The sequence below is a fragment of the Stenotrophomonas sp. YJH_SMC_16 genome (assembly GCF_059367875.1).
Map to the genome: position 1 here is coordinate 273,369 of NZ_JCAFRH010000004.1, position 16,007 is coordinate 289,375.

General features: G+C 62.4%; 14 protein-coding genes. 3 read left to right on the forward strand and 11 right to left on the reverse strand.

The features are described 5' to 3' along the window. Positions 1–114: 114 nt before the first annotated feature. The 11 genes from AC5P6E_RS11060 to AC5P6E_RS11110 all read right to left on the reverse strand — a co-directional run bounded on the left by AC5P6E_RS11060 (position 115) and on the right by AC5P6E_RS11110 (position 11,963). A complete protein-coding gene (locus tag AC5P6E_RS11060) occupies positions 115–1,992 on the reverse strand; it encodes a methyltransferase domain-containing protein (RefSeq protein ID WP_100447609.1) in 1,878 nt (625 codons plus the stop codon). Next, positions 1,992–2,906 carry a glycosyltransferase family 2 protein gene (locus tag AC5P6E_RS11065; protein ID WP_071306598.1) on the reverse strand — a complete coding sequence of 305 codons (915 nt, stop codon included), beginning with the start codon at positions 2,904–2,906 and terminating at the stop codon, positions 1,992–1,994. Before AC5P6E_RS11065 ends, AC5P6E_RS11060 begins: the two co-directional genes overlap by 1 nt. Then, positions 2,906–3,973: an NAD-dependent epimerase/dehydratase family protein gene (locus AC5P6E_RS11070; protein ID WP_100447605.1), complete on the reverse strand. Its 1,068-nt coding sequence runs from the start codon at positions 3,971–3,973 to the stop codon at positions 2,906–2,908. The genes AC5P6E_RS11065 and AC5P6E_RS11070 overlap by 1 nt, the downstream gene beginning before the upstream one ends. After that, positions 3,970–5,037 (reverse strand): acyltransferase family protein, encoded by a 1,068-nt coding sequence (locus tag AC5P6E_RS11075; RefSeq protein ID WP_071306571.1) that lies wholly within the window; start codon positions 5,035–5,037, stop codon positions 3,970–3,972. Before AC5P6E_RS11075 ends, AC5P6E_RS11070 begins: the two co-directional genes overlap by 4 nt. Then, on the reverse strand, positions 5,021–6,388 hold the full coding sequence (locus tag AC5P6E_RS11080) for an ABC transporter ATP-binding protein (RefSeq protein WP_100447603.1): 1,368 nt from the start codon (positions 6,386–6,388) through the stop codon (positions 5,021–5,023). Before AC5P6E_RS11080 ends, AC5P6E_RS11075 begins: the two co-directional genes overlap by 17 nt. Further along, positions 6,378–7,184: an ABC transporter permease gene (locus AC5P6E_RS11085; RefSeq protein WP_100447601.1), complete on the reverse strand. Its 807-nt coding sequence runs from the start codon at positions 7,182–7,184 to the stop codon at positions 6,378–6,380. The genes AC5P6E_RS11080 and AC5P6E_RS11085 overlap by 11 nt, the downstream gene beginning before the upstream one ends. Before the next feature lie 4 nt (positions 7,185–7,188). Next, on the reverse strand, positions 7,189–8,361 hold the full coding sequence (locus AC5P6E_RS11090; protein ID WP_495230958.1) for a cystathionine gamma-synthase: 1,173 nt from the start codon (positions 8,359–8,361) through the stop codon (positions 7,189–7,191). A gap of 123 nt (positions 8,362–8,484) precedes the next feature. Continuing rightward, positions 8,485–9,855, reverse strand: a complete 1,371-nt coding sequence (locus AC5P6E_RS11095; protein ID WP_054170948.1) for a pyridoxal-phosphate dependent enzyme — start codon at positions 9,853–9,855, stop codon at positions 8,485–8,487. Between the two features lie 300 nt (positions 9,856–10,155). Continuing rightward, positions 10,156–10,392 (reverse strand): HP1242/YdcH family protein, encoded by a 237-nt coding sequence (locus AC5P6E_RS11100; protein ID WP_005407964.1) that lies wholly within the window; start codon positions 10,390–10,392, stop codon positions 10,156–10,158. Between the two features lie 324 nt (positions 10,393–10,716). Then, on the reverse strand, positions 10,717–11,601 hold the full coding sequence (locus AC5P6E_RS11105; RefSeq protein WP_100050049.1) for an OmpA family protein: 885 nt from the start codon (positions 11,599–11,601) through the stop codon (positions 10,717–10,719). Beyond that, complete coding sequence (locus tag AC5P6E_RS11110; RefSeq protein ID WP_010480631.1) at positions 11,598–11,963, reverse strand: DUF4398 domain-containing protein; 366 nt, start codon at positions 11,961–11,963, stop codon at positions 11,598–11,600. The genes AC5P6E_RS11105 and AC5P6E_RS11110 overlap by 4 nt, the downstream gene beginning before the upstream one ends. 121 nt (positions 11,964–12,084) lie before the next feature. Here AC5P6E_RS11110 and AC5P6E_RS11115 point away from each other — a divergent pair, with 121 nt between their 5' ends. From AC5P6E_RS11115 to AC5P6E_RS11125, 3 genes are read left to right on the forward strand one after another with little or no spacing between them, the layout of a single operon-like run. Next, positions 12,085–13,212: a PilT/PilU family type 4a pilus ATPase gene (locus AC5P6E_RS11115; RefSeq protein WP_043398800.1), complete on the forward strand. Its 1,128-nt coding sequence runs from the start codon at positions 12,085–12,087 to the stop codon at positions 13,210–13,212. 58 nt (positions 13,213–13,270) lie between these two features. Then, positions 13,271–14,554: a putative DNA modification/repair radical SAM protein gene (locus AC5P6E_RS11120; RefSeq protein ID WP_279914830.1), complete on the forward strand. Its 1,284-nt coding sequence runs from the start codon at positions 13,271–13,273 to the stop codon at positions 14,552–14,554. Further along, complete coding sequence (locus AC5P6E_RS11125) at positions 14,535–15,995, forward strand: UdgX family uracil-DNA binding protein (RefSeq protein ID WP_495230959.1); 1,461 nt, start codon at positions 14,535–14,537, stop codon at positions 15,993–15,995. The genes AC5P6E_RS11120 and AC5P6E_RS11125 overlap by 20 nt, the downstream gene beginning before the upstream one ends. Positions 15,996–16,007: the final 12 nt, after the last annotated feature.

Below are 16,007 nucleotides of genomic sequence, written 5' to 3' on the forward strand. Positions count from 1 at the left end.
GAATCTATTTGCGAAGCCGCACGCTACACTTCCGAGATCATCATCATCGACGTTCGGCCCCTCGCGCGAAAACGGCGCGCGATAGCCCATCGGCTATCGCGCAGTAACTTTCCGCTACTTACGTCGAAGCGATCGCAGGACTCTCGTCAGGCGCCAGGAAGATGAGTTAAGGATCTGACGGATGTGGAACTCCAAATCCTGCTCATTCATTGTCCAAATCCTAGGATTCCGGGATCGAGGCTGCCGCCGCAAGATTCGACGGATCTGCCTCAGGGGTCCGGTCATCTGCCACGAGAGTGAATTTATCAACTCATGATATCGCAGACGAAGTTGCTCGATCCTTGCATCGTCTTCAATCTGCGGATCAACCACAATTGCACTGTCGACATCAACCTCGACATGCCCCTGCAATCGCTCCAACGTCAGATACATCTTCCGGAGTTTGACAACCGAGCCTGCTGGCAGAAGAAGCGGAACAGCATTGATCTTCTTGAGTGTCTTGAAATAGTTGCTTTGCCATTCGAACTGATCATGGGCAGAAGTGGAATTATCACCACTCTTCCAGAGGCGATACAGCGCTGTAACCACCTTGGATGAGGCCACACCCGACAACGGAGCAACTCGGATGATCAAATCCCAATCCTCTGCCGTGCTCAGCTCCGGATCGAATCGATAACCTAGATTAGAGAATAGTACTCGCGGGAACGCGATGGAATGCAGAGGAGTTCTGTTTTCCGCCAGGTGGGCAATCAACTCAAATTTGTCTGGATAGAGCATGCGCATCCCACTGGTCGCACGAGAAGCCACCGCGTCGCCCCGCCTGATGCGCTCCCAATCCTGAGCGGCCGCCGTTACCCTCAGCAGCTGACCAGAGTTGCCCTCTTCCAGTCCCTTGAAGGTTTCGACCCAGTTACCGAACACAAGGTCATCATCATCGAACGCAACAACATAACGGCCTTCGGCTGACAAAAAGCCAACGTTCAGTGGTGCGGAGCGCCCACCTCCGTCTACTGTGACCAGCCGGGTCCGAAGACGGACGCTCTCCAGAAGCTCAGCGATCAGCTGCTCCACCGCGATCTGGCGCTGGACATCCAGATTATGGCCGACGACAACAATCTCGAAGTCTTGGCACGTTTGCGCGGTCAAGCAGAGCAATGACTCGCGCAGGGTTTCGATCCGTCGCCCCACAGTGCGAATAACGACGGATAGGAACGGAGCATCTTCACGCTCACGCGCAGCAACGTAAGGCACGTGTACCTTGCCAGTTTCCGGCCCCGGCAGGTAAGCACGTACGAACTGATTAACGTACCCATAACCGTCGGCCTGCTGACGAATTCCGGCAAGTAGCTCAGCCAGCGGTGCTTTCGGGGCAAGGACAGGCAACTGAGCGGGGAAATGCTGGTCGCTGCGAATCAGCGACACATCGTGACGATGAACCTCATGCCATCCACCGTCTTTCATCAACGAGGTGAATCGGTCGCTGGTGAAGTACTGCATGTGAGTATGGTCAAGCAGGCCGGCTTCGGTGTAATCGAAGCGACCGACCGTTAGCTTTGCGCCAATGTCAGTGTGCGCGACGTTGGGCACCGACACAAGAAGCGGAACTGAATGCCCGCGCCCGATGCGAGCGTAGAGCCTAAGCGCAGCAAGTGGATCAGGAAGATGTTCGAGCGTGTCAATCGTGCATAGCGCAGCGATTGCAGCACCTTCAGGAAGCACGCGCCGCACCAACTCAAACGCAGCTTCGTCATCTCCAAGATCAGCATAGTGCGCGGAAAATCCGCGCGCACGAAGAGACTCCAAGCCGGGCTCATTGATATCAAAACCTACGTATTTGACACCGAAGCGCTCTTCCACGACCTCAGCGAGGCGCCCAAAACCGCAGCCGAAATCGAGGAAATAGCTTCCCGCGGCTGGCTCGAAGCGGGCGAAAAGACTGGCGATGTGGCCATAGACGTTATGGTCTGAAAAACTGTTGTCGTAGATTTCCATCACATTCCGAACCTATGGTTGGCATACGCGCCATTGGTGAAAACAGCAACCTTGTGCGCGGGATCAAGCTGTGCAGGAAGCTCGCCGGCGACCTTTCGCCGGGCGTATTCGTCAGCAGCCTTCAGCCAGACAGCATCGCCACTGTTCTTGAAGTAAGAATAGATCTCTTCCGCCAGATCCTGCCTGCTGTACTTGTAGGCGAGCAGCATGGCAGCTTCGGCCGAGTAGTATTTCTCCGCCCAACCAACATTCCATTCACCACCGTCACCAAGTCGTTTGTCATGAAACGCCGCGGCGGCAGGACAATAGAGAACACGGTAGCCTGCAAGCTTAACTCGCCACGAGAAGTCCACATCATCGCAGTACAGGAAGAACGTCTGGTGATCGAAGCCTTCGAGCACCCTGAGCACCTCTCTCGAAATGAGGGTACAGGCAGTCGCCGCCCAGGAGGTATCGCCGGTTGCTACGTCGTACTGTTTCGGATGCTCGATTGGCAGCTGTTTTGCCTCAGCCATTCCGACCTTCTCGTCAGAAAAAACTCGGGCAAGCTCAACGATCGCATTCGGCGCCATCATAATGTCAGGGTTCATGATGATCACGAACTCGGAATTACCGATGTTGAGCAGTCGATTGTGCCCGTGCGCAGAACCTAGGTTGGCATCGAAGAAATGATACTCGACCCCGGCCAGCGCAGAGTTCTCACGCGCCTGTGCAAGCACGGTACCGCGCAACTCATCGCCGGGCGAGCAGTCCCCGTAGGCCAGCTCGACACTGTCAAAGACGCCCTGCTCCAAGGCCACGTGAGCTGCACGTTCCAGATGAGCGACCGCCTGGCTGATTCGATGAGGTTCATTACCGTAAAGGATCGAGTGAACTCTAAGGCGGCCCAGGCGTGGCAGATTATCCTTTGTCATCATCCGCCCTCCCCCGAGAGACGAACATCAATCCAATCGCAGAGATGGGCGACTCCTTGCGACATAGTGACCTCTGGCGACCAACCAAGTTCAAGAGACCGGGACACGTCGCAGCCCGCGTGGCGAACGTCACCATTCCGGTACTTGCCGCAGACATGAGGCGCAGGTGCCCCATAATGGCGTGCGACCTCGTCAGCAAGGTCTTTGATCGTCGAGGGCAATCCGTATCCGATGTCGTAAACCCGGCCGACCGCTGCGGCCTCCTTCGTCGCAGCGAGCACGGCGCGCGCCACGTCGCTGATATACACAAAGTCCCGACGCATCAATCCGTCTTCGTACAGTGGAATGCTTTGCTTAGCTTTAGCGAGGCGGGAGAACAGTGAGACGATCCCGGTGTAGGGGTTGTGGAGGGACTGTCCGGCACCGTAGACATTCTGCAATCGCAGGATGGCAACATCAGTGCCGAAGCTGAGCGCCCAAGCACTGATGATGTGTTCCTGGGCAAGTTTGGTGGCGCCATAGACACTGGTCGGATTCGCCGGCGTGACGTCAGCACGGAAAGGAATTGCCGTCGCGCCGGGGAAATCCCACTGCGCATCATCAAGCATACGCTTGGAACGCTGACCGGGCTGGAAGCGCTCCCCCGTCGCCTTTTCCCAAAGTCCCTCTCCGTACACGGCCCGGCTACTGGTCAACACGATTCGATCCGGAACATGACCCACCGCGGCGAACGCATCGAGCATGCGTGCCGTGCCAGTGACATTCACATGCGTGTGCCTGGATGCCTCACTGAGGGACTGGCCAGTTCCCGTCTCTGCAGCGAGATGCACAACAAGCGAAGGCCTCCAGTGAGCCATGAAGGCCTCCCAGGTGTCTGGCTCACAGACATCGGCCACCACAAGCTCAACGTCCCGATGCAGGTCCGCCGGGCGCAACCGCTTAGGATGAACTTGCGGATGTAGATTGTCGATGGCAACGATGGGACGCTGATCTTCAGCGCGAAGGAGATGAGATAGAGCACTACCGATGAAGCCAGCTCCACCGGTAATCAGGATGCAATCTTTCATGATGAGGGGATTTCCTTCGAGTTTACGGTTCGGCCAGAGATGCGCTTGCCCGGCTTGAACGACAAGGCACGCTTTTCGACCGAGTGCCACGACAAATACGCCAGTGCGACGACAATGGGCACTGCAAAAGCAGTGTTCTCCAATGGCCCCATGCTATTGCCCCCAACGGCAAACAAGGCCTGCTGCACCGGAAACCCATAGAGGTAGATGCCGTAGGAAGGATCACCGAATCGACCGGCCCGCGAAATCATGGGCGTGGCAATCGTAGAGAATGACAGGACCACGTAGGGCAGCACCACCATCAGCACCAGCTGTTGCATCCAGTAGTGCGGCAACTGAAACAACGCAGCAATGGCGACCAGAAAGAGTGCAATCCCTGGGTTAAGCATGCGCTCCATCGGCGTGACTGCGATAATCGCACCGAGGAAGAAGTAGGGGCCGACATCCGCCACTGAGCGGGAACCCGTTCCCCACCAAACAATCTGGCTCTCTGCCGGAACAATCATCAGATAGTAGAGGCTCAGCGCGATCCCTATGAGCGAGATCGCGACAAACACGATACGGCTTCTGGCAATCGCCGCAATGGTCGCAAGCACCGGGAGAAGCAGATACATCGATACTTCTACCGGCAGACTCCACAAGGATCCATTGACCGCCCCGGGATACGTATTGCCCGCGAATACCCCCGGCAACGCATACACCGGATAGAGGACAATATTGTAGACGAAGTAGCGGATGGTGCCCTCGTTGACAAGATACTCATGAATCGGAAGAGTCGTGAACAACGGCCCCAGCGCAAGGACGGTCAACGCGAGCAGCACGAACAGTGCCGGGAACAGGCGAAGCCCGCGTCGGATCAGGAAGCGCCCGAAATGCGGGTCGGACCACCAGCTCTTTGCGACCAGGAAACCACTCACAACAAAGAAGATCTTGACTGCTACGCTTTGCACGGCATTGCCAAGCAGCGTCGGATCGGGCTGCGCAGAAAGCGGATGCGCGTGCCCGAAGATCACCACCAATGCCGCAATAATGCGCATTGCATCAAAGTTATTTTCCCGCGTCATTGCACGCCCCTGTTGTTGCCATCCTCGAATGACCAATCTCGAGCATTGGAATTCCGATCAGTCCCGTCGCGACACTACTGGCACGACTACTGAGAATCAAAGCATCATGCACCCACTGGTGCATGACGTGATCTTCCTGCACACCATCGCTGATGGCAGCACTGACCGCATAGTCCCCAGCGGGCAGCACCGGCATCCGGAACCGGAAGTAAAACTCGACCGCATCGCCTGCCTTGATACTGACTGGATCATCACGATGGGTCAGATAGCTGTTGTCTCCAAATAGAGGCTGCCCCTGTCGATCCTTTACAACAAAACCAACGATCAATGACCGAATCGGCGCCATGGCACGCACGCGCAACCGGAGCTCGACCCACTCCCCGCCGACTACCCAGGTAAGCCGGCGTCCCTGGCGATCATAGAACCCGCCATTGATGAACTCGGCGCCCCGCACCCCGAAGTCGTGCGAGGCATTGAATGCTCCGAGCCGGATGTCATTGCGAAACTGGGTGTGATTCAACCAGGAAAGGCGACCATCCACCTCTTCCTCCTTTTCCTCAGAATCGTCTAGGACAAACTGATCCAGGCCAGGGAGGTCTGCTACAGGCTCTACCTCGTATAGATCTGCCAGATAGGCGGCCGCCACCTGCTTCGGCGGTGCATCCATGAACACGCAGCCATCCTTCAACCAGATGACCCGGTCACACAGCGCGGTCACTGCACCCATATCATGACTGACGAACACCAACGTACCGCCCTTGTCGCGGAATGCGTGGAGGAAGCGCATGCACTTCTGCACGAAGAAGGCATCTCCTACCGCCAGAGCCTCATCCACGATAAGCACGTCCGCGTCGACGTGCGCGACCACCGAGAACCCCAAGCGGGTGAACATGCCGCTTGAGTAGGTTTTCACCGGACGATCAATGTAATCACCAATGTCGGCGAACTCAATGATCGAATCTCGCCGCTCACGAATCTGCTCCTCGGAGAGGCCATAGATCTGTGCACAGAGGTCGATGTTCTCGCGACCCGTCAACTCCGGATTGAAGCCTGCGCCCAGCTCGAGTAGCGCCGCCACCCGGCCATACACTCGCGCAAAACCGGCACTCGGCGCCAGCGTTCCGCACAGTATGCTGAGCAGAGTAGACTTGCCTGCACCGTTGCGACCTACCAGGCCAAGCGTCTGCCCTCGCGGCACCTTGAAATCAATGTCTTTGAGGACACGATGCTCCCGGTAGAAGGTACGCCGACTCCCCAGCAGCATCTGCCAAAGACGATGCGAAGGTTTGTCGTACAGCAGGAAGCTCTTGTCGACATGATCGACATCGACAATCAATTGGTCAGAGCACATCGGCAAACCCCTTGCGTGTGCGCACAAATGCCCCGTAGCCGAGACTCATCACCACCAAAGCCACGATCGAATAAATGCCCAGCACCCGGAAATCAGGGAGCTCGCCGTGAATGGCAACCGCACGCACCTGCTCGATGATCACGGTCGTGGGATTGAGGACCAGGAACGGTCGATACTGCTCAGGAACCATCTCCATGGGGAAGAAAATGGGACTGGCAAACATCATCAGGGTAAGAATCAACGGCACGACCTGCTGGATATCACGCAGGAATACTGCGAATGCGGAGAGCATCCAGGACAGCCCCAGCAGCAGGGGCAGCGCCGGCAACATCACCAGGAAGATCAACGGCCAGGTCGGAGGGATGCTACCTACAATGAGGAACTGGCCGATCAGCAGAATGGACAGGTTCACGCATAGATGGAACGAAGCGGTTGCCAGTGTCATCCACGGCAGTACCGTGAGCGGGAAGACCACCTTTTTCACATAAGTAGCATGTTCAAAGATCAACCCCGAGGCCCGCCCCAGAACTTCAGCAAAAAACAGATGAGTGATCAATCCAGAGAACAGGACAACGGGAAAGGCGACCTGCGGCGTTGCGCCAAAACGCGCCTGCAGCACGACACCGAGGAAAAACCAGTAGGCACACAGCAGCAGCAGGGGGGTAGCGAATGACCACAGCGTGCCGAAGATCGATCCCTGGTATCGGCCCCGGACATCTCGCTTGACCATCCGTCCCAACAGCGCACGATGATTCCAGAGATCGCGCAGCGGACCACGTCCGTCGACAGTGCTCATCGAGTCAACCCAGCGCCCGTTCCAGATCCACCTGCAGATCCCCCAGATCCTCCACGCCCACGCTCAGCCGCACCAGCGCATCGCTGATGCCCAGCTGTTCCCGCCGCGCGACCGGAATCGAGGCATGCGTCATCACCGCCGGGTGGTTGACCAGGCTTTCCACGCCACCCAGCGACTCGGCCAGGGTGAACAGCTCGGTCTTCTCGCAGAAGCGCTTGGCCGCCTCGAAACCGCCCTTGAGGACGATCGAGACGATGCCGCCGTAGCCGCCCATCTGGCGGGTCGCCAGCTCATGCTGCGGGTGCGACGGCAGGCCCGGGTAGATCACCTTTTCCACCGCCGGATGCTTTTCCAGCCACTGGGCCAGGGCCAGCGCGTTGGCGCAGTGCGCCTTCATGCGCAGCGGCAGGGTCTTCAGGCCACGCAGGGCCAGGAAGCTGTCGAACGGGCCCTGCACGCCCCCCACCGAGTTCTGCAGGAAGGCCATCTGCTCGGCCAGTTCGGCGTTGTCGCCGACCACGACCATGCCACCGACCATGTCCGAGTGGCCATTGAGGTACTTGGTGGCCGAGTGCAGCACCAGGTCCGCGCCCAGCTCCAGCGGGCGCTGCAGCATCGGCGAGGCGAAGGTGTTGTCGACCACCACGATCAGGCCGTGGCGCTTGGCGATGGCGGCCACCGCAGCGATGTCCACGATCTTCAGCATCGGATTGGTCGGGGTCTCGATCCAGACCATCTTCGTCTTTGGCGTGATGGCTCCCTCGAACGCGGCCAAGTCGGTCAGGTCGACGAAGCTGAAGTCCAGCCCGGCGGTGCGGCGACGCACACGCTCGAACAGGCGGAAGCTGCCGCCGTAGATGTCGTCCATCGCCACCACGTGGCTGCCGGCGTCCAGCAGTTCGATCACGGTCGAGCTGGCCGCCATGCCCGAAGCGAAGGCGAAGCCACGGGTACCGCATTCCAGCGACGCCACGCACCGCTCATAGGCAAAGCGGGTCGGGTTGTGGGTACGCGAGTACTCGAAGCCCTGGTGCTCGCCCGGGCTGGACTGCGCATAGGTCGAGGTGGCGTAGATCGGTGGCATCACCGCGCCGGTGCTGGGGTCGGGCGACTGACCGCCGTGAATGGCCAGGGTAGCCAGGGCCAGCGCGCGGTCGGGCGAAGAGGAGTTGGACATGTCGTTTCCTGAATGGCGCCGACGTGCGGCGCCGTCAAAGGATCGGGAGTCTATCAGCGCAGCCTTAACGAGCTTTGACGCAAATAAACCGGAATTCAGTGGTGATCTGCAGCGATCAGCGGCTTACTGCACGCGACGGCGCAGATAGTTCAGCAGGTCGATACGGGTGATCAGGCCCAGGAAGGCATCACCGTCCATCACGATCGCCACCTGCCCGCGGTCGAACACCGGCAGCAGGGCCTCGATCGGCGACTTCACGTCCAGCCGGTCCAGCTTGCTGACCATGGCGGTGGCGACGGTGTCGCGGAAACGTGCCTCATCGCCATACACATGCAGCAGCACGTCGCTTTCGTCGACGATGCCGACCAGCTGGTCGCCGTCCATCACCGGCAGCTGCGACACGTCATACAGCTTCATGCGCTGGTACGCGGTGGTCAGCAGGTCGTTCGGGCCGATCACGACAGTGTCGCGCTGGCCGTACGGGCGCAGGATCAGGTCGCGCAGGTCGCCGTGCTGCGGGCGTTCCAGGAAGCCGTTGTCCAGCATCCAGTAGTCGTTGTACATCTTCGACAGGTACTTGTTGCCGGTGTCGCACACCAGCACCAGCACCTTCTTCGGCGTGGTCTGTTCCTTGCAGTACTTCAGGGCCGCCGCCAGCAGGGTGCCGGTGGACGAACCGCCCAGGATGCCTTCCTTGCCCAGCAGCTCGCGCGCGGTGTGGAAGCTCTCGGCGTCGCTGATGGCATAGGCCTTCTTGACGCGGCTGAAGTCGGAGATCGACGGCAGGAAGTCCTCGCCGATGCCCTCCACCAGCCAGCTGCCCGACTTGTCGTTCAGATTGCCGTCGTTGATGTACTCGGCCAGGATCGAGCCGACCGGATCGGCCAGCACCAGCTCGGTCTTCGGCGACAGCTTGGCGAAGGCGCGCGACAGGCCGGTCATGGTGCCGGAGCTGCCACAGCCGAACACGATGGCATCGAGGTCGCCGCCCATCTGCTCCAGGATCTCCGGGCCGGTACCGAATTCATGCGCGGCCGGGTTGTCCGGGTTGCCGAACTGGTTGATGAAGTACGCGCCCGGGGTCTGCTCGGCGATGGTCTTGGCCAGATCCTGGTAGTACTCGGGGTGGCCCTTGGCCACGTCCGAGCGGGTCAGACGCACTTCAGCGCCCATCGCCTTCAGGTTGAAGATCTTTTCCCGGCTCATCTTGTCGGGAACGACCAGAATGAGCTTATAGCCCTTCTGCTGGGCCACCAGGGCCAGGCCCAGGCCGGTGTTGCCAGCGGTGCCCTCGACCAGGGTCGCGCCAGGCTTCAGGTCGCCGCGCTTCTCCGCCGCTTCGATCATCGACAGGCCGATGCGATCCTTGATCGATCCGCCCGGGTTGGCGCTCTCCAGCTTCAGGTAGAGCTCGCAGACGCCGGTGTCCAGGCGCTGGGCCTTGACGATCGGGGTCTGGCCGATGAGTTCGAGGACGGAAGAATGGATGGGCATTCGGAGGACTTTCGGTTCGCGCCACGCAGGGCCGGACCGATGATTATCCGACGGATGGCGATGAAAGTCAGGTCGCTGCGGCAGCGGCGTGCCCGCCGTAAAAAAGAGATGCGGACGGCCCCGGATCGACGAGGAGACCGGTACCGCCCGCACCGGTGAGTTGTGCCTGCAGGCCAAGGCACCACCGCTTGTGGTGCCTTGGCGCGGCCGCCTCATCGGCGGTGCCGCGATGCCGGGGCAGAAGCGCCCGGCGGGGCCATCGATGGCCGGGTCACGCCGTTCCGGGCGTGACGGGGTGCGTCAAAGCGTGGGGGACGTCGTTGGGAGCGGTGTTTCGTACATTCGCAGAAGTCGTTGCTTGGCCAGCAGCTTCTCGCGCTTCATGCGACCCAGGGTGACATCATCGATCGGGAGTACACCCAACTCCGCGTCCATGCACTTCTTGTTCAACTTGCGGTGCTGGTCATGGAGTGCCCTGAACTCCGGATCACGCGCGCGGCGGGCGTCGATCTCGCTCTGGGGCTGATCTTCAAACATGATGGACCTCCTTCGACAGATACACGAACGCCCCGGCCGCAAGGCACGGGGCGTTGTTCATGGAGGAGCGCCGGTCGATGGCCACCTGGACGCCTGCAACGACCTGCGGCACTGGCCTGCGCACGTCGATTCGCTGCGGTTCGCGCCCTGTTTGCATCGGCCCGGCCCTCCCATCGTCCGGTCCGCGGCATTGCGTCCCGGACGATTGACCCTACGCCTGCTCAAGGCGGGGTACAAGACCCCTGCGGCAAAAAGACCGAACCCCGCCGGGGCGGGGTTCAGGCTGAATGCTCATCACAACGAAAAACAAACAATATCAATCAATTACGGGGCAATAATGACCTCGGCCGAGCGCGCCTGGGTGGAGGCCGCCTTCTTGCCGGCGAGCTGGATCCGGTTGCTGGCGACACCGGCCGCGACCAGGGCATCGCGCAGCGCTTCGGCACGCTTCTGGCCTACGCCGTTCGCGTTGTCGTAGGCCTCGATGCGCAGGCGGCCCTTCTTGCCGATGTTCAGGTATTCGGCCAACGCCTTGGCCTGGTTGCGGGCCCCGCCGGACAGGCTGGAGGCGCCGGCGGTGAACGCGTCACCACGGAAGGTGAAGACCTCGCCGCGACCATCGAACTTCGAGGCCGGCAGTTTCTGACCGGACACCAGCTCGGCTTCCTCGCGGGCCAGCTTGGCGGCGTTCTGCTGGGCGGCGCTGAGGCGCTGCTGCTGCTTGCCAGCCACGCTGGTCAAGGCGTTCTCGGCGTCCTGGCGGGCCAGGGTTTCGGCCTCGGCGGCCTGGCGCAGGCGCTCGGCCTCCTCGGCCTGCATCTGTGCCTGCATGCGCAGCTGCTCGGCCTCCTGGCGGGCACGGGCGGCATCGCGGCGGCTGGCCTCGATCAGCAGGTCACTGCGGGTGCGATCAAGGCGATCGACCTCACGCGCGGCCAGTGCGGTACGCACGGCGGTCTCGGCAATCTCCACCCGGCGCTCGGCCAGGTAGGTGGCCAGCTCCTGGTCGCGGCGCTTGGCCTTGTCCAAGGTGGCGATGGCCTGCTGGGCCTGCATGCGCTCGAAGGCGCCCAGCTCAGCGGTGTCGGGATTGGCCTGGATGGCCATCAGGCGCTGGCTCAGCTGCGCCACCATCGGGTTGTCGGCGGCCACGGCCAGGGGCGGCAGCGCCAGCAGCGCGGCCAGGGTTGCGGCAGTCATCGGCTTCACCGGCGGTCCTCCCCGGTCGACAGCTGGCGTTGCAGCTGGTTGACCTCGTTGCGGCGCAGCTGCAGCTGGGCAGTCACGGTGGCTTCCTCGCTGCGGACGCGGGCCAGGTCGGCATCGGCGGCGGCGCGCAGGGCGATCGCCGGGGCGTTCTTGCGCTCGCGGCGGTCGCCGGCAGCACGCTGGGCCTGCTCCAGCCCCTGCCGGGCCAGCCCGATCAGGTCCGGGGCGTACTGGTCGGCGTCGGCCTGGGTGGCCTTGTCGACCGCCTGCCGGGCCTGGGCCAGTTCCAGTGCGCCGTCCTGCGCCCAGGCGGGGGCAGACAGTGCGAATGCAAACGCCATCACATACAGGCCATGGCGCATTCGTGCGAAGCTAAGTCGTTTCATTGGGGAGGCCGTACCGGTTGTCGGTTCACGGCCATTGTCGTCAAGCCGACACCGTGCTGGCAACGGGCGTCGGCCGTTTCGTTGGGGAAAATTCGCAATGGATATCGGCTACTTCCTGAAGCTGATGACCGAAAAGAACGCTTCGGACATGTTCCTGACCACCGGAGCACCGGTCTACATCAAGATCGAGGGGAAGCTTTATCCGCTGGGCAACACCGGCCTGCCGCCGGGCATGGTCAAGAAGATCGCCTACTCGCTGATGGACGAAGGCCAGGTGCCGCAGTTCGAGCGCGAGCTGGAGCTCAACATGGCCATCGCCCTGCCCGATGCCGGGCGCTTCCGCGTCAACGTGTTCAAGCAGCGGGGCGAGGTCGGCATGGTCATCCGCGCCATCCGCAGCCGCATCCCGAGCATCGAGGAGCTGAACCTGCCGCAGGTCCTGAAGGACGTCATCATGACCCCGCGCGGGCTGGTGCTGGTGGTGGGGTCCACCGGCTCCGGCAAGTCCACCTCGCTGGCGTCGATGATCGACCACCGCAACAGCACCACCACCGGTCACATCCTCACCATCGAGGACCCGATCGAGTACCTGCACAAGCACAAGATGTCGATCGTCAACCAGCGCGAGGTCGGGCTGGACACCCATGCCTTCCACAACGCGCTGAAGAACGCGATGCGTGAAGCGCCGGACGTGATCCTGATCGGCGAGATCCTGGACGCGGAAACGATGGAGGCCGCCATCGCCTTCGCCGAGACCGGCCACCTGTGCCTGGCCACCCTGCACTCCAACAACGCCGACCAGACCATCGAGCGCATCCTCAACTTCTTCCCGGAAAGCGCGCACAAGAACGTGCTGATGAACTTGGCGCTGAACCTGCGTGCAGTGATCAGCCAGCGCCTGGTGAAGAACAAGGAAGGCCGTCGCCTGCCGGCCACCGAGGTGCTGATCAACACGCCGATGATCCGCGACCTGCTGCGCCGCGGCCAGGTGCACGAGATCAAGGCGGCAATGGAAGGCTCGCTGGAGGAAGGCATGGAGAGTTTCGACCAGTGCCTGTTCCGGTTGGCCAAGGCTGGCACCATCGAGCAGGAGGAAGCCCTGCGCGCGGCCGACTCGCGCGATGGCCTGGCGCTGAAGTTCCGCCTGTCCGAAGGCAGCAGCGGCGAACACGACCCGTACGCGGATTTCTCGGCCGGCGCGCCGAGCATCACCCACGGGTTCTGACCTGAAGGGTTCAGGGGCGGTCTCATCCAATGAGACCGCCGATCCGTAGGTTTCCGCAATGGAAACCATCCGCAAGCTTGCCATCCTGGCTGACGCCGCCAAATACGATGCCTCCTGCGCCTCCAGCGGCTCGGGCAAGCGCGACTCACGCGCCAGCGGCGGCATCGGCAGCACCGAAGGCATGGGCATCTGCCACAGCTATACGCCGGATGGCCGTTGCGTTTCGTTGCTGAAGATCCTGCTGACCAACTTCTGCGTCTACGACTGCGCGTACTGCGTGAACCGCGTGTCCAGCAATGTGCCCCGCGCGCGCTTCAGCGTGGACGAGGTGGTCGCGCTAACGCTGGACTTCTACAAGCGCAACTACATCGAGGGCCTGTTCCTTTCCAGCGGCATCATCCGCAATGCGGACTACACCATGGAGCAGATGGTGGAAGTAGCGCGGCAACTGCGCGAGGAACACCGCTACGCCGGTTACATCCACCTCAAGACCATTCCCGAAGCGTCGCCGGAACTGCTGGCCAGCGCCGGGCGTTACGCCGACCGGCTGTCGATCAACGTGGAGCTGCCCACCGAAGCCGGGCTGAGCGCGCTGGCACCGGAGAAGACCGTACAGTCCATCCGCGGTGCGATGGGCGAGCTGCGCTGGCGCATCGAGGAAGCCAAGGAAGCGCGCAAGGCGCCAGCGGTGGTCGCGCCGGTGTCCACCCGCAGCGCACGCCCACGCCCTCCCCGTTTCGCACCGGCCGGGCAGAGCACGCAGATGATCGTCGGCGCCGACGGCGCCAACGACCGGCAGATCCTCGCCAGCGCCGATGCGTTGTACGGCAACTACCGGATGCGCCGGGTGTACTACTCCGCCTTCAGCCCGATTCCGGATGCCAGCCGCCAGCTGCCGCTGCAGCCGCCGCCCCTGCAGCGCGAGCACCGCCTCTACCAGGCCGACTGGCTGCTGCGCTTCTACGGCTATGGCGTGGATGAAATCACCGATACCACCCAGGCCGGCATGCTCGATCTGGACATCGACCCGAAGATGGCCTGGGCGATCCGCCACCCCGAACGCTTCCCCGTGGATCTCAACCGAGCGCCGAAGGAAATGCTGCTGCGCGTACCCGGGCTGGGCGTGCGCAATGTGAAGCGGGTGCTGATGGCGCGCCGCCACGGTCGCCTGCGGGTTGCCGATGTGGCACGCCTGAAGGCGCCGATGAGCAAACTGCTGCCATTCGTGCTGCTGGCCGACCACCACCCGCGCAGGGCGCTGGACGATCCGGCGGCGCTGCGCGCCCAATTGGCCCCACCGCCCCGTCAGGGATCGCTGTTCGATGCCCCACCGCCAGCCTGACGCACAGCGCTGGTCGCTGCGGGTGGAGCCGCCGTGGTCGCTGGAGGCCTGGCGCAACGGTGCGCGCGATGCCCTGTTGCGCGGCATCGCACCGGAACAGCTGGACTGGCTGGAGGGCAGCGACGCATCACTGCTGGATGCGCCAGCGGTCAGCTCCGCGCCCGTGCTGGCCGATGCCGGCGTGCCGAACGTACCGCGCGACTTCCTTGAACTGGCGGCCACCTGCCTGTGCCACCGCGATATGCAGCGCATGGCCCTGTTGTACCGGCTGCTGTGGCGCATCACCCATGGCGAGCGCTCGGTGCTGTCGAATCCCGCCGATGCCGACGTGCTGCGCGCAACCGCGCTCGCCCAGGCCGTTCGCCGCGATACCCACAAGATGAAGGCGTTCGTGCGCTTCCGCGAGGTGCCCGGCCAGCCCGAGGCGTTCATCGCGTGGTTCGAGCCACAGCACCACATCGTCGATCGGGTGGCGCCGTTTTCCGCGCGCCGCTTCACCGGCATGCACTGGGCCATCCTGACGCCGTCACGCAGCGTGGCATGGGATGGACAAGCGCTGGCCTTCGGCCCCGGCGCACGGCGCGAGGACGCCCCGGCAGAGGATGCACGGGAGGCGCTGTGGCAGACCTATTACGCCAGCATCTTCAATCCGGCGCGGCTCAATACCCGGATGATGATGCAGGAGATGCCGGCCAAGTACTGGCGCCACCTGCCCGAGGCGCAGCTGCTGCCGCGCCTGGTGCGCGATGCGGGCGATCGCGTGCAGGAAATGCATGACCGGCCCGCGCAGGCACCGCAACGGAAGATACCTGCGCGGGCGCTGGCGCCAATGCCCGCCGCCGACGCCAAGGGATTGCAGACACTGCGCCAACAGGCGCTGGCCTGCCGCCAGTGCCCGCTGTGGGAAGCGGCCACGCAGGGGGTGTTCGGTGAAGGCCCGGCCGATGCCCCGATCATGGTGGTCGGCGAGCAGCCGGGCGACGTCGAGGATCTGCGCGGCCAGCCATTCGCCGGCCCGGCCGGCCAGTTGCTGGACCGTGCGCTGGCTGAACTGGGAATCGATCGCGCGGCACTGTACCTGACCAATGCGGTGAAGCACTTCCACCATGAGCGCCGCGGCAAGATCCGGCTGCACAAGCGTCCGGAAAGCCGCCACATCCAGGCCTGCCGGCCATGGCTGATGGGCGAGATCGCGCGGGTGCGGCCGCAGGTCATCGTCTGCCTCGGCGCAACCGCGGCAGCCTCGGTATTTGGCCGTGATGTCAATCTGTCACGCGACCGTGGACGCTGGCACACGCTGGAGGACGGCACCCGCGGCTACGCCACCGTGCATCCGGCGTGGGTGCTGCGGCAGGGCGATGGCGCCCGCCGCGAACAGGCCTATGCGCTGTTCCGCGATGATCTCGCGCAACTTCTGCAAGAAGGGGACGGAGGGGATTAAGTCGTATATGCA